At 67.2% G+C, this 22,272-nt stretch carries 21 protein-coding genes and 1 tRNA gene; 16 read left to right on the forward strand and 6 right to left on the reverse strand.

Features of this window, described 5'->3' with window-relative positions; genetic code table 11:
• Window positions 1–30 precede the first annotated feature (30 nt).
• Together HNP48_RS30975 and HNP48_RS30980 are read right to left on the reverse strand one after the other, a co-directional pair.
• Window positions 31–1,701 (reverse strand): DUF1302 family protein, encoded by a 1,671-nt coding sequence (locus HNP48_RS30975; RefSeq protein WP_184864670.1) that lies wholly within the window; start codon window positions 1,699–1,701, stop codon window positions 31–33.
• Between the two features lie 306 nt (window positions 1,702–2,007).
• Window positions 2,008–2,913, reverse strand: a complete 906-nt coding sequence (locus tag HNP48_RS30980) for a LysR family transcriptional regulator (protein ID WP_184864672.1) — start codon at window positions 2,911–2,913, stop codon at window positions 2,008–2,010.
• Between the two features lie 172 nt (window positions 2,914–3,085).
• Between HNP48_RS30980 and HNP48_RS30985 the strand changes: the two genes are divergently transcribed.
• The 6 genes from HNP48_RS30985 (at window position 3,086) to HNP48_RS31010 (ending at window position 10,373) form a co-directional block, all read left to right on the forward strand.
• Window positions 3,086–3,625 carry a TRAP transporter small permease gene (locus tag HNP48_RS30985; RefSeq protein WP_311773877.1) on the forward strand — a complete coding sequence of 180 codons (540 nt, stop codon included), beginning with the start codon at window positions 3,086–3,088 and terminating at the stop codon, window positions 3,623–3,625.
• Complete coding sequence (locus HNP48_RS30990) at window positions 3,622–4,944, forward strand: TRAP transporter large permease (RefSeq protein WP_184864674.1); 1,323 nt, start codon at window positions 3,622–3,624, stop codon at window positions 4,942–4,944. Before HNP48_RS30985 ends, HNP48_RS30990 begins: the two co-directional genes overlap by 4 nt.
• 112 nt (window positions 4,945–5,056) lie before the next feature.
• Entirely contained in the window at window positions 5,057–6,106 is a 1,050-nt protein-coding gene (locus HNP48_RS30995; protein ID WP_184864676.1) for a TRAP transporter substrate-binding protein, read from the forward strand.
• A gap of 60 nt (window positions 6,107–6,166) precedes the next feature.
• On the forward strand, window positions 6,167–7,867 hold the full coding sequence (locus HNP48_RS31000; RefSeq protein WP_184864678.1) for a subtype B tannase: 1,701 nt from the start codon (window positions 6,167–6,169) through the stop codon (window positions 7,865–7,867).
• Window positions 7,868–7,914: 47 nt separating this feature from the next.
• Window positions 7,915–9,219 carry a gallate dioxygenase gene (locus tag HNP48_RS31005; protein WP_184864680.1) on the forward strand — a complete coding sequence of 435 codons (1,305 nt, stop codon included), beginning with the start codon at window positions 7,915–7,917 and terminating at the stop codon, window positions 9,217–9,219.
• Window positions 9,220–9,272: 53 nt separating this feature from the next.
• Complete coding sequence (locus HNP48_RS31010; protein WP_184864682.1) at window positions 9,273–10,373, forward strand: porin; 1,101 nt, start codon at window positions 9,273–9,275, stop codon at window positions 10,371–10,373.
• Window positions 10,374–10,489: 116 nt separating this feature from the next.
• Here the strand turns inward: HNP48_RS31010 and HNP48_RS31015 are convergent, their stop codons facing one another.
• On the reverse strand, window positions 10,490–11,140 hold the full coding sequence (locus HNP48_RS31015; RefSeq protein WP_184864684.1) for a GntR family transcriptional regulator: 651 nt from the start codon (window positions 11,138–11,140) through the stop codon (window positions 10,490–10,492).
• 167 nt (window positions 11,141–11,307) lie between these two features.
• Between HNP48_RS31015 and HNP48_RS31020 the strand changes: the two genes are divergently transcribed.
• The 9 genes from HNP48_RS31020 to HNP48_RS31060 all read left to right on the forward strand — a co-directional run bounded on the left by HNP48_RS31020 (window position 11,308) and on the right by HNP48_RS31060 (window position 19,446).
• Window positions 11,308–11,847: a TRAP transporter small permease gene (locus HNP48_RS31020; RefSeq protein ID WP_184864686.1), complete on the forward strand. Its 540-nt coding sequence runs from the start codon at window positions 11,308–11,310 to the stop codon at window positions 11,845–11,847.
• A gap of 32 nt (window positions 11,848–11,879) precedes the next feature.
• Window positions 11,880–13,169, forward strand: a complete 1,290-nt coding sequence (locus HNP48_RS31025; protein WP_184864689.1) for a TRAP transporter large permease — start codon at window positions 11,880–11,882, stop codon at window positions 13,167–13,169.
• 60 nt (window positions 13,170–13,229) lie between these two features.
• Complete coding sequence (locus HNP48_RS31030) at window positions 13,230–14,234, forward strand: DctP family TRAP transporter solute-binding subunit (protein ID WP_184864691.1); 1,005 nt, start codon at window positions 13,230–13,232, stop codon at window positions 14,232–14,234.
• On the forward strand, window positions 14,234–15,220 hold the full coding sequence (locus HNP48_RS31035; protein WP_260420442.1) for a C-terminal binding protein: 987 nt from the start codon (window positions 14,234–14,236) through the stop codon (window positions 15,218–15,220). Before HNP48_RS31030 ends, HNP48_RS31035 begins: the two co-directional genes overlap by 1 nt.
• A 67-nt stretch (window positions 15,221–15,287) precedes the next feature.
• Complete coding sequence (locus HNP48_RS31040) at window positions 15,288–15,935, forward strand: RraA family protein (protein WP_184864693.1); 648 nt, start codon at window positions 15,288–15,290, stop codon at window positions 15,933–15,935.
• Window positions 15,922–16,896, forward strand: coding sequence for a sugar kinase (locus tag HNP48_RS31045; protein WP_184864695.1), 975 nt, complete (start codon window positions 15,922–15,924; stop codon window positions 16,894–16,896). Before HNP48_RS31040 ends, HNP48_RS31045 begins: the two co-directional genes overlap by 14 nt.
• A 39-nt stretch (window positions 16,897–16,935) precedes the next feature.
• Window positions 16,936–18,153 carry a major royal jelly family protein gene (locus HNP48_RS31050; RefSeq protein WP_260420443.1) on the forward strand — a complete coding sequence of 406 codons (1,218 nt, stop codon included), beginning with the start codon at window positions 16,936–16,938 and terminating at the stop codon, window positions 18,151–18,153.
• A 5-nt stretch (window positions 18,154–18,158) separates the two neighbouring features.
• The gene (locus HNP48_RS31055) at window positions 18,159–18,905 is read left to right on the forward strand and encodes an SDR family NAD(P)-dependent oxidoreductase (protein WP_184864697.1); all 747 of its coding nucleotides are present in this window, start codon (window positions 18,159–18,161) and stop codon (window positions 18,903–18,905) included.
• Window positions 18,906–18,945: 40 nt separating this feature from the next.
• Window positions 18,946–19,446: a 2,4'-dihydroxyacetophenone dioxygenase family protein gene (locus HNP48_RS31060; protein WP_184864699.1), complete on the forward strand. Its 501-nt coding sequence runs from the start codon at window positions 18,946–18,948 to the stop codon at window positions 19,444–19,446.
• A gap of 75 nt (window positions 19,447–19,521) precedes the next feature.
• Here HNP48_RS31060 and HNP48_RS31065 read toward each other — a convergent pair whose 3' ends face one another.
• The 3 genes from HNP48_RS31065 to HNP48_RS31075 all read right to left on the reverse strand — a co-directional run bounded on the left by HNP48_RS31065 (window position 19,522) and on the right by HNP48_RS31075 (window position 20,802).
• Entirely contained in the window at window positions 19,522–19,863 is a 342-nt protein-coding gene (locus HNP48_RS31065) for a hypothetical protein (protein ID WP_184864700.1), read from the reverse strand.
• A 158-nt stretch (window positions 19,864–20,021) separates the two neighbouring features.
• A tRNA-Arg gene (locus HNP48_RS31070) sits at window positions 20,022–20,097 on the reverse strand.
• Window positions 20,098–20,151: 54 nt separating this feature from the next.
• The gene (locus HNP48_RS31075) at window positions 20,152–20,802 is read right to left on the reverse strand and encodes a TetR family transcriptional regulator (RefSeq protein ID WP_184864702.1); all 651 of its coding nucleotides are present in this window, start codon (window positions 20,800–20,802) and stop codon (window positions 20,152–20,154) included.
• A 163-nt stretch (window positions 20,803–20,965) separates the two neighbouring features.
• Between HNP48_RS31075 and HNP48_RS31080 the strand changes: the two genes are divergently transcribed.
• The gene (locus tag HNP48_RS31080) at window positions 20,966–22,267 is read left to right on the forward strand and encodes an efflux RND transporter periplasmic adaptor subunit (RefSeq protein WP_409362594.1); all 1,302 of its coding nucleotides are present in this window, start codon (window positions 20,966–20,968) and stop codon (window positions 22,265–22,267) included.
• The last annotated feature ends 5 nt before the right edge of the window (window positions 22,268–22,272 follow it).

A 22,272-nucleotide genomic window follows, 5' to 3' on the forward strand; every position in this document is an offset into this window, starting at 1 on the left:
TCCGAAAGCTTTGTTCTCTAGGACAACCTGTCAGAAGGTCGTCTGCAGGCTGAAACGCAGGTAGTCGCGGTCCAGCACAGGCTGGCGGGCCGCATTGCCCAGGTAGTTGATCCAGGACAGGTTGGCCGTCCACTTGTTCAGATAGACCAGCGTCACGCCCAGGACCAGCTCACCGCTGCGCTCGGGGCTGCCACCGAAGGGGAAGGACGTGTCGATCATCGAATTGCCCCGGAAGGACCAGCCCAGGTTGATCGGCAGGCTCATGTCCAGGCCCGGCGCCACCTGGTACCAGGATGGGGTGAAGATCACGCGCATGCCGGCGCTGGTCTTGCGCTTCTCCAGATTGACCTTCTCGGTGCCGACGGGGTAGCGGCCCGCAACGCCGGTGCGTACATCGTCCACGCTCATCACGCGGTTGGCGGCCAGCTCACCCACCAGGCTGTAGCCATCCCAGGCAGCCGACTTGGCACCCAGCAGGGTCCATGACAGGTTCATGTGCGCGGTGCGACCTGTTACATAGCCGGGGTCGGCGGGACTGACCACGCCCTCCTTGACCGCCAGCGGCTGCTTGTCACGCACCGACAGCTCCAGGCCCATGTTGGCATCGCCTACCAGCTTGGCCATGCTCATGCCCACCGATCGCACCGGCTCGGTCGGAACGATGAGCCGGTAGGTGCCGCCGGCGGTGTTGGTCTGGATGATCTGCGAGGTGTCGCGGTAGCTGATGGCGTAGAAGCCCAGATCGGCGTTGAGCCATTCACTGCGCGTGTTCAGCGCCAGGCCGAAGTTCGGGCGCTTCTTGCCTTCGTCCATGCCCGCGTAGCCGAGGTAGCAGTTGTTGAAGCGCTGCGCGACCGGCACGCTGACGCTGCCGCAGCGGTTGGCCGTGGGGTTGCCGATGAACATGCGCTCGGCGCCATCGCCCAGCATGTCCGTCGTGCTCAGGAAGCTGCCCGACGGGTGCAGGCGGGTCGGCCGGTACTTGAACTGGACATAGCCTTCCAGGCTGGTGTCATCGGTCAGCTGCAGCGTGGAAGACAGCTGGGGCACGGGAATGGTGGTTTCCTTGGCCTGCGTACCGGGAATGTTGAGCTTGTAGACGTCGATCGGCGCCATGCCTTTGGCAATGCCGTTCATGCCGAAGAACATGCTGGTGCCCCAGATCAGCGAGTGCTGGCCGAGGCGGTAGGACAAGGTCTTGCCACCGATGTCGTTGCGCCCAAACACGAACCAGTCGAGCATCTCGGCCTTCTGTCCGGCCACCTTCTGTGTGCCCGGAGTGAACTCGTTGTAGGGAACGCTGGCGCGGTTGGCGGAGATCGGCGAATTGTGGTCGTTGAGGCTGTTGTAGGCCTGGTCGTACCAGGCCGCCGCGCTCAGGCGCAGGCCAAAGCCATTCTTCTGGACGTCGAACTCGCTGAGCAGGTCGGCCCGGTTGGAGATGGGGCCGCGGCCAAAGCTGCGATCGCCATCGTCGCTGTTGGCCCGCACCGATACGGGATCGATGAACACGGATGCCGGGGACTTGAGGCGGTAGCCCGCGCTGTACTTGACGGTGTTGTCCCAGCGGATCTGCCACTCGCCGTCGGGGTTAAGGTCCATCGCCATGGCCCCGCCGCCCAGCGTTGTCATGATCAGGGCAGCCAGGGGGTTGGCTGCCTTGCGGGCACGCTTGCGCGCACTGCACAGAGTGTTCTTCACAGTTGTCTCCTGTTTTGGTGTCGATGACCAGGCTCTCCCTCGGTATGGGGAGATCGTTTCCAGCTGTGGGAACTTTATTGATTGGCCTTGCCGGCGCCTCTATACAAAATGAAGATTCGCTGGCACTTTTTTTGAGCCGGCGGAGCCTTGGGCGGCGGGCGCAGAGCCCATGAAGACCTTGGGCCGGACGCGCACAAAAGTGCGCCGCGCTCGGCACAGCGCTGCGCGCCTTCCTGCTGCGGCTGTCAGACGGGTGGCATGGCTATCGGCTGAAGCTGGTGCGCTGTGCCGGTTGCGACACGTCGTTCACAGGTCGCCCTGGGCGAGATGGTGTGCTGCCCTGTGAAGGTGCGCCATGAAGTGCCGCACGCTGGGCTTCAGGTGCACCTCCGTGCGGGTCAATGCGCACAGGGTCAGGCGCAGGGGGCCTTCTTCCAGCGGGATCGTGTCGAGGTACTGGCAAGCGATCGGATGGGCGGCGATCTGCTGGGGCAGCAAGCCCACGCACTTGCCGCTGGCCACGATGGACAGCAGGCCGAGGGTGGAGTTGACCAGCGCACCGGCGGGCGGTGCCGCCATGCCGTGCAGCTCGAACAGCGTCCGCGCATACCCGGAGTCCGGCGCGGAGCCTGTGTAAACCCACGGGGCCTGTGCCAGCTCGCGCAGGCTTCTGGCGCGGGACAGCGGGTTGCCCTTGCGCACCACCGGCACCATCGTGATGGGCATCAAGGTCTCCACCACGAACTCGCCAGGTGGCAGCTCGGGGGGCAAGGGGCCCAGGGCGATGTCCACCTCGCCCTTGCGCAAGCGCGTGAGCTGGGCGATGTAGAGCTCTTCCGAAATGCGCAGCTGGATGCCCGGGAAGGCGCTGCCAAAGGTGCGCAGTGTCTCGGGCACGAGCAGCATCACGGCCAGGGGCACGGCGCCGATGGTGAGTGCGCCGGTCATGTCCCCATCGAGCTGGCGGATCTGCTCCACGGCCTGCGCCAGTTCGCGCTCGGCCGCCACGGCGCGTTCATACATCACCATGCCCTGCGCAGTCGCCACCACACCGGTGGTGGAGCGCACGAGCAAGGTGGTGGCCAGCTCGCGCTCCAGCTCACGGATCAGCTTGGTCAGGGCGGGCTGTGAAACCCCCAGCCGCTTGCCTGCGGCGCGCAGGCTGCCTTCCTCGATGGCCGCGACCAGGGCACGCAGGTTGGTGAGCTTCATCATGGTTTCCCATGATATCCGGCAGTTATCGCGGTCTGCCGCACGGCATCTTCCGTCACACCAGTCTAATTTTTAGACTCCCTCTCGACCTTGCAATGGATCAAGGAACCACAAGAGCCGGTGGCGATTTGAGACACCACGACGACAAGACAACGATGCAGGAGACCCCCCCGTGCAACAACCCGATCCGGCACCCAGCGTGCCGCCTGCCAATCCACCCACCCGCGCCATGCGGCGGCTCGAAGGCCTGTGCGATGCCAGCGCCGCCGTGGGCGCGCTCGTGCTCGTGGCGGTAGCGCTCATGACCACGGCCAGCGTCATCGGCCGGGCCTTCTTCGCCTCGCCCATCCTGGGCGATGTGGAGCTGGTGCAACTGGGCGGCGCCGTCGTCGTGGCCTCGTTCCTGCCCTACACACAGTTCCGTCGCGCCAACATCGTGGTGGACTTCTTCACCACCGGCGCCAGCCCCACAACCCAGCGCCGCATGGATGCGCTCGGCACGCTGCTGTACACCGCCACGCTCGCGCTCGTCACCTGGCGCGTGGCCGTGGGCGGCATGGGCATCTACGCCGCGCAGGAGCGCTCCATGCTCATGGACCTGCCGCTGTGGATCCCCTACGCGCTCATGCTGCCGGGCCTGGCGCTGTGCGTGCTGATCGGGGCCGTGCAATGGTGGGAATCACTGGGCCAGGCAACAGAGGTGGCCGCATGAGCGCCCTGTCCATCGGGCTGGCGATGTTCGCCGCCATGCTGGCCTTGATGGCTGTGCGGGTGCCCATTGCCATCGCCATGTTCGTGCCCGGGGCAGTCGGCTACGTCGCCCTGTCGGGCTGGCTGCCGCTGCTGGCCCACCTCAAGGGCGCGGTGTATGGCCGCGTGTCGGTGTACGACCTGTCGGTGATCCCCTTGTTCATGCTGATGGGTGCCATCGCCGTGCAGGGCGGCTTGGCCAAGGCCTTGTTCGACTTTGCCAATGCGCTGCTGGGCCGCTTTCGCGGCGGCATGGCCATGGCCGGCGTGCTGGCCTGCGCGGCCTTTGGCTCCATCTCGGGCTCCACCGTGGCGACCACGGCAACCATTGCCCAGGTGGCCTATCCGCAGATGCGCCGCATCGGCTACTCGGGCCGGCTGGCCACGGCGGCGCTGGCCACCGGCGGCACCATGGGCGTGCTGCTGCCGCCCTCGGTCACGCTCATGGTCTATGCGATCCTGACCGAGCAGAACATCACCAAGATGTTCCTCGCCGCCTACGTGCCGGCGCTGATTGCGGCCCTGGGCTACATCCTGGCCATCGCCCTGGTGGTGCGCGTCCACCCGCAGCAGGCGCCCGCTGCGCAAAGTGCACCAGCGGCCGAGGTGCTCTCCGCCGCACTGCGCGTGTGGCCCATCGTGGCGATCTTCGGTGTGGTGTTCGGCGGCATCTATGGCGGCCTGTTCACGGCCACCGAGGGCGCGGCCATCGGCAATGTGCTCACCTGCACCATCACCTTGCTGCGCCGCGAGATGGACCGGACCAAGTTCGTGGCCGCCGTGCGCACCACGGCGCAGACCAGCGGCATGATCTTTTTGATCTTCATCGGCGCCGACATGATCAATGCCTCGCTCGCGCTGTCGCAGCTGCCGGCACAGCTGGCCGACCTGGTCGGGCACCTGCAGATACCGCCTCTCCTGGTGATGGCCGGCGTGATGCTCTTTTACGTGCTGCTGGGTTGTGTGATGGATGAGATGAGCATGATTCTGCTCACCGTGCCGACCCTGTTCCCGGTGATCATGGGCATGGACTTCTTTGGCCTGGGCCCTGCCGACAAGGCACTGTGGTTCGGCATCCTGATCCTCACCGTGTGCGAGATCGGGATGATCTTTCCGCCCGTAGGGCTCAACGTCTACATCATGAACGGCCTGGCGCGCGATGTGCCGATGGTCGACACCTACAAGGGCGTTGTGCCCTTCCTCGTGACCGACGGTCTGCGTCTGGCGCTGCTGATCGCCTTTCCTGCCACTGCGCTGTGGCTGGTGCACCGGCTGACCTGAACTTCCCACGCTCTGCTCCTGGGCCACACCGTTTCGGGGTGTGGCAAGGACAGCTGCTGCCCATTCATCTGAAAACCTGCCCCCGAGGCACCCACAACGAAGGAGACACACCATGAAGAAATTGCGCCATCTGCTCGCCCTCGGCGGCCTGCTGGCGGCCGCGGCCGCTACGACGCTCCCCGCCGCTGCGCAGGAGCCCGTCACGCTCAAGGTGCATTACCACCTGCCGCCGACCTCGTTCGCGGGCACGCTGTTCATCCAGCCCTGGTGCGAGCGCATCGCGCGCGAGTCCCAGCAGCGCATGAAGTGCCAGATCTACCCCTCGATGCAGCTGGGCGGCACGCCGCCCCAGCTGTTCGACCAGGTGCGCGATGGCGTGGCCGACGTGGTCTGGACGCTGCCTGGCTACACGGCTGGGCGCTTTCCATCCATGGAGGCCTTCGAGCTGCCCTTCATGATGCAAAGCCCCGAAGCCACCAGCAAGGCCCTGTGGGACTATGCCCAACTGCACAGCCAGGGTGAGTTCAAGGACGTCAAGCCGCTGGCTTTCCACGTGCACGGCCCGGGCGTGTTCCACATGGCCGGCAAGCCGGTGCGCACCATGGCCGACCTGCGCGGCCTCAAGCTGCGTGCGCCCACGCGCCTGACCAACAAGTTCATCGCCTTGCTGGGCGCCACGCCAGTGAGCATGCCGGTGCCGCAGGTGGGCGATGCGTTGGCCAAGGGCGTGATCGATGGCGCCGTGGTGCCCTACGAGGTCGTGCCTTCCGTCAAGCTCGAAGAGCTGGCGAAGTACCACTCCGAAACCGACAGCCACGAGGCCGCGTTCTACACCTCCACCTTCATCTTCGCGATGAACAAGGCCAGGTACGAATCGCTGCCCGCCGACCTCAGGAAGGTCATCGACAACAACTCCGGCCAGGCCTTCTCGGGCCAGATCGGTAAAGCCTTCGTGCAGGCCGATGCCGAGGGCAAGAAGCTCACGGCGAAGAACACCACCAACGTGATCGCCGCCAGCGAACTGGCCACCTGGAAAAAGCTGGGCGACAGGCTCGCCACCGACTGGGTCAAGGAGATGGGCGGCAAGGGCCTCGACGGCGCCAAGCTGCTTGAAGACGCCCGGGCCCTGGTCAAGAAGCACCAGGACGCTGCTGCCCGTTGAGCCCGCAACGCATTCCCTGCCACCACCACAACCAAGCCGATGACGGCCAAGGAGACACGCATGCAAACCCCTTTCAAACGCCGCGCCCTGGTATCTGCGCTCGCCCTCGTGGCCAGCGCCGGCCTGCTCGCCGCCTGCGGCGGCAGCGACGATGCACCCACCGACGTGGAAGACACCGCGCTGCAGTTCGACCCCGCCAGCTACACCACGGTCAACGTCACCGTGGACGGTGTGGCCATGAAGGTGCGCCAGTACAAGGTGGTCTACGTGGCCAAGCCCATCCGCATGGCGGCCACGCAGGCCACGCTGGGCGGCGGCACCACCACGCTGGCTGACCCCTATGCCTACCAGAGCATGGTCATCTCGGTGCCCGAGGCGTCGGCCGCTGACCAGAAGAAGGCGGTCTACATGCTGGTCAACAACGGTGGCTGGTGGACCAGCGCGGTGGCCACCACCATCAACGAGGGCCAGGCCTTCGCCAGCACCAGTGACACCGACAACATCGGCGCGGCGCTCAAGGCCGGTTACGTCGTGGCCAACGTGGGCACGCGCAGCCGCGGCGCGCGCGCAGCCGATGGCAGCTGGGCCGGCAAGGCGCCCTCGCCCGTGGTCGACACCAAGGCCGCCATCCGCTACCTGCGTCTGAACGATGCGCGCATGCCCGGCTCGGCCGAGCGCATCGTGCTCACGGGCACCAGCGGCGGCGGCGGGCTCACGGCCGCCGTCTCGGCCAGCGGCAACAGCGCCGACTACCTGCCCTACCTGGCCGAGATCGGCGCCGCAGGCATCACGGGCGCAGGCACCACGGTGGCCAGCACGCTCAAGGACGATGTGTTCGCCGCCGTGGCCTACTGCCCCATCAACAACCTGGGCAATGCCGACGCCGGCTACGAGTGGGAGTACAGCGCCCTGCGCAGCGACGCCAACACCGGCGCGCTTGATGGCGTGGCTTACTCTGCGGGCCAGCAGCCGGCCGCCTCGCGGGCCATTGCCGCCGCCTTCCCGGCCTACCTCAACGGCCTGGGACTGGCGCGCGAGGATGGCAAGGCGCTTACCGACGCCAGCATGCGCGAAGCCACTACCGCCCAGCTCAGGGACGAGATCGAGCGCCAGATCGCCAAGGGTACAGCCGTGCCCCAGCTGGGCGGCAGCTTCACCGTCACGCAGCGCGGCACCACGGCCAGCTACCCCAACGACTGGCTCACGCTGACCGGCACGGGCACCAGCGCCAAGGTAGCAGCCATTGACTATGCGAAGTTCCTGAACTTCGTCACCACCATCACCAAGCTCAAGACCGTGGTGGCCTTCGACGCCGTGGGCGTCACCGGCAACCCGGCCATCAGCGGCGAAACCAACCTGTTCGGTTCCGCCGCCGCCGAGTATTCCAACTTCACCGAATGGAGCTGGAACAACAACACCAAGGCGAGGGATGCCTCGGGCCAGGACGATACCGGCCAGCCCTGGGCCAGCTACCTGGCCGCCACGTCCACCAACACGCTGGCCGCGCAGATCCGGCTCATCAACCCGATCGCCTACCTGAACACCAGCGCCGACAGCGCGCCCTACTGGTACGTGCGCCACGGAATGATCGACCGCGACACCGCCTTCTCGATGCAGACCCTGCTGTACCACGCGATCCGCAAGGACCCGTCCGTCAAGGAGGTCAGTTTCAAACTGCCCTACCTGGTGCCGCACAGCGGCAACTACGACGTGCAGGAGGCCTTCGCCTGGATCAAGGCCAAGCTCGATTCGAACCCCTGATCCCGCATTCCAACGACCTGGCGGCCCGCAGGGGCCGCCCCCATCCCATGGCAACCATCATCGGCGGCATTGCCGCCTCGCACACCCCGACCATCGGCTTCGCGTTCGACCGCGACAAGCGCGCGGATCCTGTCTGGGCACCCATCTTCGAGGCCTTCGCACCGGTGCAGGACTGGCTCGCCGCGCAGCGGCCCGACGTGCTGCTGCTCATCTACAACGACCACGTCACCTCGTTCTTCTTCGACCACTACAGCGCCTTTTCGCTCGGCGTGGGCGAGCGCTGGGCCGTGGCCGACGAGGGCGGCGGTGCGCGCGAGCTGCCGCCGATCGCCGGCCACCCGGGCCTGGCCGCGCACATCGGCCAGTCGCTGATGGCCGAGGAGTTCGACATGTCCTTCTTCCAGGACAAGGGCTTGGACCATGGCTGCTTCTCTCCCCTGTCGGTGATGTGCCCGCACGCGCCTGCCTGGCCCGTCCAGCTGGTGCCGCTGCAGATGGGGGTGCTGCAGTTCCCCATCCCCAGCGCGCGCCGCTGCTACAAGCTCGGGCAGGCCCTGCGCCGCGCCATCGAGAGCTACCCCGAGGACCTGCGCGTGGCGATCGTCGCCACCGGTGGCCTGTCGCACCAGGTGCATGGCGAGCGCGCGGGCTTCAACAACCCCGAGTGGGATGCGCGCTTTCTCGACCTGTTCGAGCGCGACCCCGAGCAGCTCGCCGACATGACCCATGCCGAATACGCCGCGCTGGGTGGCTTCGAGGGGGCCGAGGTCATCATGTGGCTGGTGATGCGCGGTGCGCTGGCTTCGCAGGTGCGCTGCCTGCACCGCAGCTACTACCTGCCCTCGATGACCGGCATTGCCGCCGCCATCTACGAGCCTGCCGACAGCGGCCTGCCCGCGCCCGTGCTGCAGCGCCACCGCGCGCACATGCAGCTGCAGCTCGCCGGTGCCGAGGCGCTCCAAGGAACGCACCCGTTCACGCTGGCGCGCAGCGTTAAGGCCTACCGGCTCAACCGCTTTCTGCATGCCCTCATCGCGCCTGCCGTGCGCGCTGCCTTCCTGGCCGACGAGGAGGGGGCCTATGAGCGCGCCGGTCTCACCGAGACCGAGCGCAGCCTGGTGCGCCGGCGCGACTGGCGCGGCCTCATCCACTACGGCGTGATCTTCTTCCTCCTGGAAAAGCTGGGCGCCGTGGTCGGCGTTTCCAACCTGCACATCTACGCCGCCATGCGCGGCGAATCGCTCGAAGCCTTCCAGCAGACGCGCAACACCCAGGCCCTGTACTCGGTGGCCGGCAAGGACGCCGGCGCGCTCGCCTGGGATGCGCCGCACGAGGCCACCACCGGCACCTGACGCACCCGACTGTTTTCACCACCACCACCCTGAAGAAAGAGGAGACCTCCAAGATGAAATCCCGTTCCCTGTTCACCCTGGGCCTGCTGGCCGCAGCCTGCGGCGCGGCCTGCGCCCAAAGCAGTGTCACGATCTATGGCCTGCTCGACGCCTCGGTTGAGCACCTTTCCAACGCCTCGGCCAACGGCGGCAGCCTCACCCGCATGCCGGGCCTGACCGGCAGCGCCCCCTCACGCCTGGGCTTTCGCGGCGTCGAAGACCTGGGCGGTGGCCTCAAGGCCGGCTTCACGCTGGAGTCGGGTTTCGGCGTGGACAGCGGCACCTACAACCAGGGCGGCCGGGCCTTCGGTCGCCAAGCCTTCGTGGGCCTGTCGGGCGATTGGGGCAGCCTGAACCTGGGGCGCCAGTATTCCATGCTGTTCTGGTCGCAGCTCGATGCCGACATCCTCGGCCCCAGCGCCTTCGGTTCCGGCTCGCTCGACAGCTATCTGCCCAATGCCCGCGTGGACAACGCCATCGCCTACCGCGGCACGTTCAGCGGCTTCACGGCCGGCGCCACCTACAGCCTGGGCCGCGATGCCGTCAATGCCGGCCCCAGCCCCTCGGGCACCAACTGCGCGGGCGAATCGGCCACCGACAAGTCGGCCTGCCGCCAATGGTCGCTGCTGGCCAAGTACGACACCGCGGCCTGGGGCGTGGCCCTGGCGATGGACGAGATCCGCGGTGGCGCGGGCGCCTTCGCGGGGCTGACGAGCAGCACCCTCAAGGACCGCCGCTCCACCGTGGCCGGCTGGGCGAAGTTCGATGCGCTCAAGCTCGGCGCCGGCCTCATCGCGCGTGACAACGACGCCGCCCCCGCCACGCGGCGCAGCAACCTCTGGTACCTGGGTGCTTCGTACAGCGCCACACCGGTGCTGGTGCTCGATGGCCAGGTGTTCAAGCTCGACTACAAGAACAGCGCCAACCAGGCCACGCTGCTGGCGCTGCGCGCCACCTTCCACCTGTCCAAGCGCACGGCGGTGTACGCCACGGCCGGGCACATCGCCAACGACGGCGCGCTGGCGATCTCCGTCAGCAATGCCGCAGCGGGTGGCGCACCTGCCGCAGGCGGCTCACAAAGCGGCGTGGCCGTGGGTGTGCGCCACGCGTTCTGAAGAATGAGTGCTCCAAGGTTGGCGCCGGGCAGGAGCCCGGCGCTTTTTTTTGAAGCATTCTGGCGACAGCATGCCTGCTTCACCCGCTTGATGTGAGCGCCGGCCCCAAGTCTTCCTCATTCAAGCCCGCAGGCCACTCGGTACCGGGGTTCATTCTCCTGGATGTGCTCACGCAGCAGGTTGGTCGCCGCGGCCGCATCTTCGCCGGCAATCGCCTCGACCAGGATCTGGTGGCTGGGGACGGCGTTGGAGATCGGCGAACGATGGCGCAACGCATTGAGCTGGTAACGCAGCAGCTCATAGCCGGCACGCAGGTAGTCGTTGTCGCACAGCTCCAGGAAGGCCCAGTGGAAGTCCATGTCCAGCCGCGCCAGGGCCGGCAGGTCCTGGGTCTGCTCTGCAGACTTCATCGCCTTCACGAACCCCGCCAGCCGCTTGACCAGTACCTTGGGCTGCGACTGCATGGCCTCGCGCAGGGCCTCGGTCTCCACCATCGCACGGAACTGGCACAGGTGCGCCACCTCGGCCGGTGACAGGCGGAAAACGAAGGTGCCGCGCTGCGGGTGGATCTCCACCAGCCCTTCGGCTTTCAGGCGCAACAGCGCCTCGCGCACGGGCGTCTTGCTCACGTTCATCAACTGCGCGAGCTGCGCCTCGGAGACCTGCTCGCCGAGCTTGAGATCGCCCGTGACGATGGCTTCGCGCAGGCGTTCGCCCACCACGTCGGTCAGCAGGCGGGGGCGTTGGAGTTCTAGGACTTTGCTCATGGATGGGCGCAGCTTGCTGCTTTTTGGACAGTGCCGAGTATAGGGTTTACGACAGTTCTTCAACATCTGAGATATCAGATACGATGCGCCTCGTTCGCACTTTGGTCAATAAGACAAACACGGAGACGAGACCCTTGACTGCTGCATTGCCTCACGAGGCGCCCACGATGGCGCCCGATTCCCCCGTCGCACCGGCCCGCCCGCCCCATGTGCTGGAGCGCGCCTTCGTGGGCGCCAACCGCTGGGCGCTGATCGCCCTGCTGGCGGTGATGGCGGTGCTGGTCATCGGCAACGTGATCTCGCGCTACGTGTTCAGCCACTCCTTCACGTGGGTGGAAGAGGCCACCCGCTACATGATGATCTGGGCCGCTTTCCTGGGCGCCGGCCCGGCCCTGCGCGTGGGCGGCCACATCGCCATCGACACGTTGCCGGCCGCGCTGCCCACGGGCGGTGCCCGTGCGCTGCGCGCGCTGGTGGCGCTGATCATGGCCGCCACGCTGGCCACCCTGGTGTGGCTGGGCATCGAGTACGCCGAGTTCGCCTGGTACCAGGAATCGCCGGTGCTCGGCTGGTCACTCGGACTGGTCTACCTGGCGCTGCCGGTGGGTGCGGCCCTCACGCTGGTGCACCTGGCACTGGTGGCGCGCGCCTGGGTGATGGGCGGCGAGTGGGAGCGGGTCGAAGGCTTCGACCCGCAGGCCCTGTAGTCCACCCCCCATTTCACCGGAAGCAAACCACCATGAGTGCCATCCTCGCAAGCGTGTTCATCGGCCTGATGGCCCTGGGCGCCCCCATCGCATTCGCCATGCTCATCGCCGGCCTCGCCGCCGTCTGGATGAAACCCGGCATGCCCGCCCTGGTGGTCATGCAGAACCTCTTCAGCGGGCTGGACAGCTTTCCGCTGCTGGCCATCCCGTTCTTCATCCTGGCGGCCGAGCTGATGTCCGGCGGTGCGCTGACGGACGTTCTGCTCAAGTTCGCCGCGCGCCTGGTCGGCATGCGCCGCGGCGGTCTCGGGCATGCCAACATCCTCACGCTGACCTTCTTCTCGGGCATCAGCGGCTCGGCCCTGGCGGACGCCGCCGGCCCCGGCGCCATGCTGATCAAGATGATGCGCAAGGCCGGCTACAACGACGCCTATGCGGCGGCCCTCACGGCCAGCACGGCCATCGTGGGGCCCATCATCCCGCCCTCGATCATCATGATCGTCTATGCGCTGACGGACAACAGCGTCACGGTCACCGGCCTGTTCCTGGCGGGCGTGCTGCCGGGGCTGCTGATCGCGGTGGCACTCGCCCTGGTCAACCACTGGGTGAGCGTGCGGCGCGACTACCGCTCGGCCCCCGAGTTGCTGGACCCCGCGCCCCTGCTGCTGCTGTTCTGGCGCGCACTGCCCGCACTGATGCTGCCAGCCATCATCCTGGGCGGCATCCACCTGGGCATCTTCACGCCCACCGAGGCTTCTGCCGCCGCCGTGCTGTACGCACTGATCGTGGGGCGCTTCGTCTACGGCACGCTGCATTTCCACATGCTGCCGGCCATCCTGTTCCGCACGGCGCTGATGACGGCGTCCATCCTGTTCATCGTGGCCACCTCGGCGGTGTTCGCCTGGGTGCTCACCGTGGGGCAGATCCCGCAGCAGGCCGCGAGCTGGATCGCCAGCATGGAACTGAGCCAGGCCGCGCTGCTGGTGGCGGTGAACGTGCTGCTGCTGCTCGTGGGCATCTTCATCGAGCCGCTGCCGGGCGTGATGATCATGGTGCCCATCCTCGCGCCGCTGGCCGACGCGGCCGGGCTCAACCCGCTGCACTTCGCCATCGTGGTCATCGTCAACCTGACGCTGGGCATGGTGACCCCGCCCGTGGGCGGCCTGCTGTTCGTCACCTCCGCCGTATCGGGCGTGAAGATGGGCCCCATGGTGCGCGAGATGGCGCCCATGCTTGCGGCGCTCTTCGTGGTGCTGGTGCTGCTCACCTTTTTTCCCGCCATTTCCACCTGGCTGCCGGGCCTGCTCGGCTACCGCAACTAGGCCAGGGCGGCACGTCCCGGCATTCCCTTTCGCACGACAACAACCAAGGAGACAAGCACCATGCACATCACCCGCAAGCACTTCTTCACCGCAGCGGCCGCCGCCGCGCTGGCCCTGGGCGCACTGCCCGCCATGGCGCAGAAGGTCATCAAGTACACCCACTACCAGCCGGCCAAGAACGACCAGCCCAAGCACATGGCGGCGCTGGCCTTCAAGGAGCATGTGGAGAAGGCCACAAACGGGTCGGTCAAGGTCCAGCTCTACCCCGCGGGCCAGCTCGGTCCCGCCCAGCAGGTGATGGAAGGCCTGCGCCTGGGCACGATGGAGGTGGCGGTGGTGCACGACGGCGGCATCCCCGGCGTGTACAAGACCTTCAACATCTTCGGCCTGCCCTTCATCTTCAACGACCACGCGCACGCCTACGCCGTGCTGGACGGCAAGTTCGGCCAGGAGCTGGCCGAGGACATGCGCAAGCGCACCGGCATCCGCCTCATGGGCTATGCCGACAACGGCATCCGCCACTTCACCAACAGCAAGCGCGCCATCCGCACGCCCGAGGACATGAAGGGCCTGAAGATGCGCGTGCAGCCCAGCCCGGTCTTCGTGAAGCTGGTCGAATCCCTGGGCGCGAGCCCCACTGCCATCGACTGGGGTGAGCTGCCTGCCGCACTGGCGCAGGGCACGGCCGACGGCCAGGAGAACGGCGTGACCAACATCATGGCCGCCAGCCTGTACCAGCACCAGAAGCACGTCACGCTGGACGGCCACGTCTACAGCCTGCATGCCTACCTGGTCAGCGACCGCTTCTACAACAGCCTGACCGACGTGGAGAAGAAAGCCGTCACCGAGGGCATCGACAAGGCCAAGAAGATCCACCGTGACATGACGCGCGAGCAGGACCTCTCGGCCAAGAAGGTGCTGGCCGAAAAAGGCATGACCGTGACCGAGCTCACCCCGGCCGAGATCGACCGCTTCCGCAAGGTGGCCCAGCCCGTGGTGCAGGCCTACCTGGAGGCCGAGGTCAGCAAGGAGTGGACCCAGAAGCTGCTGGCCGCCACCAAGTGATGGCGAACCCCATGCTGAATGCCGTGACATCGCAAGAGCAGCGTCTGGTGGTCGCACTGGACGATGGTTACGCTGCCTACGACCAGGAGGAGGCGCTGCTGGCCGAGGCCGGCGCGCGCTTTGCCCTTCGGCCCTGCCGGCGCAGCGAGGACAGCGCGATACAGGCGGTGGGCGATGCCGACGTGGTGCTGGTGCGCGAGTCGCCCATCAGCCGGCGCGTCATCGATGCGATGACACGCTGCCAGGCCATCATCCGCTACGGCATCGGGGTGGACAACATCGACCAGGTGAGCGCACGCGAACGCGGCATCAAGGTCGTCAATGTGCCCGACTATGGCACCGACGAGGTCAGCTCGCAGGCTGTGGCGCTGGCGATGGCCGTCTCGCGCCGCATCGGCCTGCACGATGCCGAGGTGCGCGCGGGCCGCTGGTCCACAGGCGTGCTGCAGCCCATGTACCGGCTGCGCGGGCGCACGCTGGGCCTGGTGGGCTTTGGCCGCATCGCGCGCATGACGCTGGACAAGCTCTCGGGCTTCGGCTTTGCCCGCGTGCTGGTGCACGACCCCTCGGCCGAGCTGCCGCCCGGCGTGGAGCACGCGCCGCTGGACGAACTGTGCGCCCAGGCTGACCTGGTCTCGCTGCACGCCCCGCTCAATGCGCAGACGCACCACCTCATCGACGCGCGGCGCCTGGCGCTGATGCAGCCCACGGCCATCCTGGTGAACACCGCCCGCGGCGGTTTGATCGACACGGACGCACTCTACGAGGCATTGAGAGAGCGCCGCATCCTCGGTGCGGGCTTGGATGTCTTTGAGCAAGAGCCTCCCGGGGCCCATCCGCTTCTATCGCTGGACAACGTGGTCGTGACCAACCACATGGGCTGGTACAGCGAGGAAGCCATGCGCGAGCTGCAGCGCAAGACCGCGCTGGAGGCTGTGCGCGTACTGCGCGGCGAGGAACCGCTGCACTGGCTCAACCGCTGGTGAGCCGGGGCGGCCCTGGCCGATCCCCACTGATTGATTTCTTCTCTTCCAAACCCTGAAAGACATTGCCATGAAAGAACTGATCGAAGGATTCAACCGCGTTGCCGTGGCGTCGGTGGCCGATGCCGTGGACAAAGTCTGCGGGCACCGCGGCTACATGGACAGCCCCATCAAGCCGCGCATCAACGACAAGCGCATCTGCGGACCCGCCGCCACCGTGCTGGAAGCCGCCACCGACGAGTTCGTGCCACCGCAGCACGCGCTGGACCTGATCGACGAGGTCGAGCCCGGCAGCGTGATCGTGATCTCCATCGTAGGCGGCGAGCCCGACGTGGCCGTCTGGGGCGGCCTGATGACGGCCGGCGCCGTGGCCAACGGCCACGTGGGTGCGGTGCTGGACGGCGGCGTGCGCGACCTCACCGAGATCCGCCGCGACTACGACTTCCCGGTGTATGCGCGCGACGTCAGCCCGGGCACCACGCTGGGCCGCTACCGCACTGTGTCCTCGCAGGTACCGGTGAAGGTGGCGGGCGTGGTGGTGCACCCCGGCGACATCGTGGTGGGCGACGTGGACGGCGTGGTGGTGGTGCCGCGCGGCCAAGCCGAAGAGGTGCTCAAGATGGCGTTGGAGATCGACGTGCGCGAGCTTGAGCAGGCCAAGCTCATCATCGAGGAGCGTTCGCTGCGCAAAGGGCTGGCCAAGTATGGTCGCATCTGAGGCCCCGGGCGGCCCGGCTGCCGTGGGCACCGGCCCGGTCGACATCATCGCCCTGGGCGAGCCCATGGTCGAGTTCAACCAGACCGGCGAGGGCGGCGGGCGCCTGTACCTGCAGGGCTTTGGAGGGGACACCTCCAACTTCGCCATTGCCGCCGCACGCCAGGGCGCGCGCGTGGCCTATGCCAGCGCCCTGGGCGATGACCCCTACGGCGTGCTGCTGCGCCGCCTGTGGGACGAGGAGGGCGTGTGCCACGCCAGCGTGGCCACCAACCCGCAGGCCTTCACCGCCATTTACTTCGTCACCCATGACGTAGAGGGGCACCAATTCAGCTTTTTCCGCAGCGGCTCGGCCGCCAGCCGCATGCGGCCGGCCGACCTCCCGCTGGCGCGCATCCGCGCAGCGCAGGTGCTGCACCTGTCGGGCATTTCGCTGGCCATTTCGGACAGTGCGGCCGACACCTGCTTTGCCGCCATCGACGAAGCCCGCGCCGCGGGCGTGCGCGTGTCTTTCGACACCAACCTGCGGCTCAAGCTGTGGCCGGTGCAGCGCGCCCGCGCCGTGATGGGCGAAGCCATGGCGCTGTGCGACATCTGCCTGCCCAGCTACGAGGACATCGTGGCCATCACCGGCCTGACGGAGCCCGACGCACTGGTGGACCACTGCCTGCGGCGCGGCGCCAAGACCGTGGCCCTCAAGCTCGGAGAGCGCGGCGCCCTGGTGGCCAATGCGCACGAGCGCCATGCCATCGCGCCCGCGCCCTGCACGCCGGTGGACGCCACGGGCGCGGGGGACACCTTCGGCGGAGCCTTCGTGGCCCGGCTGATCGCCGGCGATGGCCTGGCCGATGCGGGCCGCTATGCAGCCGCTGCAGCCGCCCTGTCGACACAAGGCTATGGCGCCGTCGCGCCCATTCCCCGCGCCGAGGCCGTGCGCGCGGTGCTGCAGGCAGACCCATCCTGAGTTCTGGCAAGAAGCAACACAACATCCAAGGAGACAGACATGAGCAATCGCGTGTTCAGTGTGGCAATGGCTTTCGCGGCCAGCGTTGTAGCGAGTTCGGTTGCCTTTGCGGCGCCACCCCAACTGGAGGTGGTGGCGCAGTGGAACCGGATTTCGTACGACCTCGGCGATCCGGCAGCGGAAAAAGCCTATGAAGATGGGCAGGTCTGGAAGAAGGTGCTGATGCAGGGCGCCAAGGTCGATTCCCAGGGCACCATCTACGTAAGCACCGCGCGCTGGGGCGGCAAGGAGGTGCCAGCCACGCTCTCCAAACTGGTGAAGAACGGCACCGAGTGGAAGCTGCAGCCCTTTCCGAGCAAGACCCTGAACGACGTGGCCAACCCGGCCGGACTCAAGGCGGTGCTGGGCTTCGAGATCGACCGCAACGACGTGATGTGGATCCTGGACCAGGGCCATATCGCGGGCGCCCCCTCGGGCCCCGGCGATGAGAAGCTCATCGGCTGGGACCTGAAGGCGGGCAAGGAGGTGGCACGCTACGAGTTCAGCGATGCCGATACGGACAAGAAGTGCTCTTTCCTCAACGACGTGGCGGTGGACAACGACGCAGGCGTGGTCTACATCTCGGATTCGGGCATCTTCTGCAGTCCGCTCAAGGGCGGCATCCTGGTGTATGACATCAAGGCCAACAAGGCCAAGCGCGTGCTTTCGGCCCCGGAGTGGGTGAACGACGAGAACTACACCTTCAAGATCCATGGCCGCGATGTGCTCAAGCCCAAGGACGGCAAGGCCAACGGCATGAAGACCGGCGCCGACGGCATCGCACTGTCGGGTGACAAGAAGACGCTGTACTGGACCAACCTCACCGGCAACCGCCTGCTTTCGCTGCCCACCAGCGTGGTGCGCGACTTCTCGAAAACGGAAGACCAGGTGAAAAAGGCTGCGAAGGTAGTAGCCACCCTGCCCTCCAACACCGACGGCATGACAGCCGACCGCAACGGCAACCTGTACATGACCGCCCTGGGCCTGAACGGCGTGATGAAGCGCGATGCGAAGTCCGGCAAGGTCACGACCCTGGTCTCCAGCGACGAGATTTCCTGGCCCGACACGCTCGCCTGGGGCCCGGGCGGCGACCTGTACCTGGTGAGCAACCACCTGCACCTGTGGGTGGACGAAGACATGGACTTCAACACCCCCAAGGTGCCCAACTTCCGCATCTACCGCATGAAGCTGGGCGCGCGGCCCTACCACGCGAAGTAAGCAACATGACCACAGAGCAGAACCATCCATCCTTCAGCGGGCAGCGTGTGCTGGTGGTGGGCGCCACCAGCGGCATCGGCCACGGCATCGCCCAGGCCTTTGCCCAGGCTGGCGCACAGGTGACTGCCACCGGCGCCACCGCGGCCGAGGTGGCCGCGGCACAGGCCCAGCCAGGACACCCGGGCATGGCCTTCGCGCCGCTGGACGTGCGCGACGACGCCTTGGTGGCCAGCTTCTTCGGTGCACTGGAGCGGCTCGATGTGCTGGTCAATTGCGCCGGCATCATCCAGCGCGGACAGGAGCACGACCCCGTGGCGTTCGCGCGCGTCATTGATATCAACCTCACGGGCAGCATGCGCACCTGCGCCGCGGCGCGCGGGCTGCTCAAGGCATCGGGCGGCTGCATCGTCAATACCGCCTCCATGCTCAGTTTTTTCGGTGGCGGCCTGGTGCCGGGCTATAGCGCCAGCAAGGGCGGCGTGGCGCAACTGACGAAGTCGCTGGCCATCGCTTACGCGGCCGACGGCATCCGCGTGAATGCCGTGGCGCCGGGTTGGATTGCCACGCCGCTGACCCAGGCGCTGCAGGACGACCCGGCCCGCTCGGCCCCCATCCTCGCGCGCACCCCCATGGGCCGCTGGGGCACGCCGCAGGACGTGGCTGGCCCGGTGCTCTTTCTGGCCAACAAGGCGCAGGCGGCCTTCGTCACCGGCGTGGTGCTGCCGGTCGACGGGGGCTACCTGATCACCTGAGCGTGTGCCACACGCCACCACCCCGCGGAGAACCTGTTCCATGATGCAACCCATCCTTCAACTGCCGGGCATACAGCCCGAGATCGCTGTCACCGCCATCCCCGACGACGAGCGCGTCTGGGTGCCGCAGGCCGAGAACGTGTGGTTCCGCCCGCTGCTGCTCAATACGGTGACCGGCGGCTGGTGCAACCTGCTGCGTGTGCGCAAGTCGGGTGTGCTGTCGCGGCACATCCATCCGTCCATCGTGGTCGGCTATGTGATCCGCGGATCGTGGCGCTACCTGGAGCACGACTGGGTGGCGCGCGAGGGCTCCTTCGTTTTCGAACCGCCCGGTGAGATCCACACCCTGGTGGTGGACGAGGCCTCGGGCGGAGCCACTGAGATGATCACCTTCTTCAACATCTCGGGCGCCATGGTCTACGTGGACGCCCAGGGCCAGCCCACGGGCTACGAAGACGTGTTCACCAAGATCGAGATGTGCCGGCGCCACTACGCGGCCAACGGCCTGGGGGCGGATTACATCGACCAATTTGTCCGCTGAAAGCAAGGCACTGCCAATCAGCACCCCTCGTGCCCGGGCTTCGCTGCTTTGCAGCATGGCACGGCAGCGGGTGGGTCAACGTCGGTCGTCCACCACGTTGAACTCAAAGCGGAACTGCACCGCCACCTTCTCCGGCAGCGTGACGACGACACGGGTTTCCTGCGGATGCAACACCGTGCTGCCGTCGGCGGACACCGTGCCATGGGAGACAGTGAGGGTCTCGTCCTTGCTGGTGAGGGTGCGGCGCGTGGCCTCCCAGCCGAACTGCCCAGGCCGCAGCTTCTGGCGCTGCAGCCAAGCCCAGATCGCCACGATCTCGGCATTCACCTCGGCTTCGAGCGCACGCGGGGTCTTCGCTTCGCCGGAAAACTCGTAGCGGTCCTCGCGCAGGACCCATTTGAATAGCAGGTGCGGCATTGTTCTATTGGACACAGCGCATGGGCGTTCCGCAAGCACCATGGATCGCTTCAGCATGGGACCCTGGGGTACCCCGTTGCCTGGTGAGCGGGCCCGGATCCTCTTGGCACGGCAATGGGGGCACGAACAACGGTATCCAGGTCCATGCGGGAAGATGGTGGCGCGGCTGGCGGGGATCGAACCCACGACCCTTGGCTTCGGAGGCCAATACTCTATCCACTGAGCTACAGCCGCGTGCGTGTAGCTCGGCATTATCGCATGCGGTCGCCGCCCCGCAGCAAAAGCCCGCTAGGGCGTACCCGCGGGAGGCGCGCAGGCCCCGATCCGCAGCCCCAGGCCCGAGATGAAGGCGTCGGTGCAGACACGGCCGGTGCCCAGCAGGTCGAAGATGCCGTTGGACAGGATCCAGTTCTGCATCAGGCCGTCGAACATGGCGTGCAGGCCCAGCGCGGCCCCCAGGGGCGTGACCGGCATGGTGACCTTTTGCGCGCTGGCGGCGAGTTCGAAGTCACGCGCCAGCTGGCGGATGAAGCCGTCGCAGGCGGCCATGTGGCGCTCGCGCACGGCGACCAGTTCCCCCACGTACTCCACCTTGTGCATGGCGATCTCGAACACGCGGCGGGTGTGCTCGTCCGAGGCCACGCTCTCCAGCACCAGGGCCATCACGGCGCGCAGGCGCTGCAGGGGATCGAGGTCGGCATTGGCCTCGAATTCGGCATAGCCCTGCTCCAGCGGCAGGGTCACCCGATCCATCATGGCATTGAAGAGATCGACCTTGTCCTTGAAGTGCCAGTAGATGGCCCCCCGGGTGGTGCCCGCAGCCAGGGCAATGTCGCTCAGGGAGGCCCGGGAGACGCCCTTGTCGTAGAACACCCGCTCTGCCGCGTCGATCAGGCCGTTGCGCGTGGCAATTGCGTCCTCTTTGGTTCTGCGCACCATGGGTACAGCCTTTCATTCCATGCAAGTTCACCGGCGGCCCGGGTGGCGCGCCGGCTCTATTATACATCCATGGTTGTATGTATAATTGCCCGTCTATTGGTAGAAACTCCTACTCGCCGACGCAGCCCGCTGCCCGGCGATGCCTGCCGTGACCCTCCCGTTGATGCCCAACACAAGGACTCCCATGCCTCGCCTGCGTGACCCCTCCCCCCGCATTGCGCGCATCCCTGCCCTGAAGCGAATGCTGCCAGTGGCCGCTCTGTGCACCGTGACCGCCTTCCTCGCCGCGTGCGGCAAGTCCGATGCCCCGGCTGCGGCCGGCGGCGCCCCCAAGATGCCGCCCGTCGAAGTGGGCGTGGTGGTTGCCACGCCGGGCGATGTCGGCCTGGTCACGGAGTTGCCCGGCCGCGTGGAAGCCTCGCGCGTCGCCCAGGTGCGCGCCCGCGCCGCCGGCATCCTGCTCAAGCGCGAGTTCCGCGAGGGCAGCGACGTGAAGGCGGGCCAGGCCCTGTTCCGCATCGACCCGGCCACCTACGCTGCGGCGGCAGACAGTGCCAAGGCCAGCTTGGCCAAGGCCGAGGCCAACCTGGCCCAGGCCACGGCCACGGTGGAGCGCTACCGCCCCCTGGTGGCGGCCAACGCCATCAGCAAGCAGGATTTCGTCAACGCCGAGGCCGCCCAGAAGCAGGCCCAGGCCGACGTGGAAGCCGGCCGCGCGGCCACGCGCACCGCGGGCATCAACCTCAGCTACGCCAGCGTGACGGCCCCCATCTCCGGGCGCATCGGCCGCGCCCTGGTGACCGAAGGCGCCCTGGTGGGCCAGGGCGAGGCCACGCCGCTGGCCGTGATCCAGCAGATCGACCCGGTGTACGTGAACTTCACCCAGTCGGCGAGCGAGGTGTTTGCACTGCGCCGCGCCATGGAAAGCGGCCAGTTCAAGCGCGCCAGCGGCGACGCGGCCAGCGTCAAGCTGCTGCTGGGCGATGGCTCGGTGTATGCCCACCCTGGCAAGCTGCTGTTCTCGGACCTGACGGTCGATGCGACCACGGGCCAGGTCACGCTGCGCGCCGAAGTGCCCAACCCCAAGGGCGAACTGCTGCCCGGCCTGTACCTGCGCGTGCAGATCGAGCAGGTGGAGGCCAGCAACGCCATCACCCTGCCCCAGCAGGCCGTGACACGCACCCAACAGGGTGACACGGTGAGCGTGGTGGGCGAGGACGGCAAGATCAGCCCGCGCAGCGTCAAGATCAGCGCCGCTCAGAACAACCGCTGGGTGGTGCTCGACGGCCTGAAGGCTGGCGAGAAGGTCATGGTCGACGGCTTCCAGAAGCTGCAGATGCTGCCCCCGGGCACGCCCGTCAAGCCGGTTCCCTGGCAGGCTGCCGGTGCTGCGCCCGCAGCAGCCCCGGCCGCCGCAGCGGCCCCCGGCGCAGCGCCTGCGGCCTCTGCCGCCGCTTCGAAGTAAGGGGC

Origin of the sequence: Acidovorax soli (assembly GCF_014207955.1) — a bacterium.
GTDB lineage: Bacteria > Pseudomonadota > Gammaproteobacteria > Burkholderiales > Burkholderiaceae_C > Acidovorax > Acidovorax soli_A.

Excerpts from the sequence above, each read along its gene's own strand:
- HNP48_RS30980 (WP_184864672.1), bottom strand. The coding sequence starts at position 2,913 with ATGAAGCTCACCAACCTGCGTGCCCTGGTCGCGGCCATCGAGGAAGGC.
- HNP48_RS30990 (WP_184864674.1), top strand. The coding sequence starts at position 3,622 with ATGAGCGCCCTGTCCATCGGGCTGGCGATGTTCGCCGCCATGCTGGCC.
- HNP48_RS30995 (WP_184864676.1), top strand. The coding sequence starts at position 5,057 with ATGAAGAAATTGCGCCATCTGCTCGCCCTCGGCGGCCTGCTGGCGGCC.
- HNP48_RS31000 (WP_184864678.1), top strand. The coding sequence starts at position 6,167 with ATGCAAACCCCTTTCAAACGCCGCGCCCTGGTATCTGCGCTCGCCCTC.
- HNP48_RS31005 (WP_184864680.1), top strand. The coding sequence starts at position 7,915 with ATGGCAACCATCATCGGCGGCATTGCCGCCTCGCACACCCCGACCATC.
- HNP48_RS31010 (WP_184864682.1), top strand. The coding sequence starts at position 9,273 with ATGAAATCCCGTTCCCTGTTCACCCTGGGCCTGCTGGCCGCAGCCTGC.
- HNP48_RS31015 (WP_184864684.1), bottom strand. The coding sequence starts at position 11,140 with ATGAGCAAAGTCCTAGAACTCCAACGCCCCCGCCTGCTGACCGACGTG.
- HNP48_RS31020 (WP_184864686.1), top strand. The coding sequence starts at position 11,308 with ATGGCGCCCGATTCCCCCGTCGCACCGGCCCGCCCGCCCCATGTGCTG.
- HNP48_RS31025 (WP_184864689.1), top strand. The coding sequence starts at position 11,880 with ATGAGTGCCATCCTCGCAAGCGTGTTCATCGGCCTGATGGCCCTGGGC.
- HNP48_RS31030 (WP_184864691.1), top strand. The coding sequence starts at position 13,230 with ATGCACATCACCCGCAAGCACTTCTTCACCGCAGCGGCCGCCGCCGCG.
- HNP48_RS31035 (WP_260420442.1), top strand. The coding sequence starts at position 14,234 with ATGGCGAACCCCATGCTGAATGCCGTGACATCGCAAGAGCAGCGTCTG.
- HNP48_RS31040 (WP_184864693.1), top strand. The coding sequence starts at position 15,288 with ATGAAAGAACTGATCGAAGGATTCAACCGCGTTGCCGTGGCGTCGGTG.
- HNP48_RS31045 (WP_184864695.1), top strand. The coding sequence starts at position 15,922 with ATGGTCGCATCTGAGGCCCCGGGCGGCCCGGCTGCCGTGGGCACCGGC.
- HNP48_RS31050 (WP_260420443.1), top strand. The coding sequence starts at position 16,936 with ATGAGCAATCGCGTGTTCAGTGTGGCAATGGCTTTCGCGGCCAGCGTT.
- HNP48_RS31055 (WP_184864697.1), top strand. The coding sequence starts at position 18,159 with ATGACCACAGAGCAGAACCATCCATCCTTCAGCGGGCAGCGTGTGCTG.
- HNP48_RS31060 (WP_184864699.1), top strand. The coding sequence starts at position 18,946 with ATGATGCAACCCATCCTTCAACTGCCGGGCATACAGCCCGAGATCGCT.
- HNP48_RS31065 (WP_184864700.1), bottom strand. The coding sequence starts at position 19,863 with ATGCCGCACCTGCTATTCAAATGGGTCCTGCGCGAGGACCGCTACGAG.
- HNP48_RS31075 (WP_184864702.1), bottom strand. The coding sequence starts at position 20,802 with ATGGTGCGCAGAACCAAAGAGGACGCAATTGCCACGCGCAACGGCCTG.
- HNP48_RS31080 (WP_409362594.1), top strand. The coding sequence starts at position 20,966 with ATGCCCAACACAAGGACTCCCATGCCTCGCCTGCGTGACCCCTCCCCC.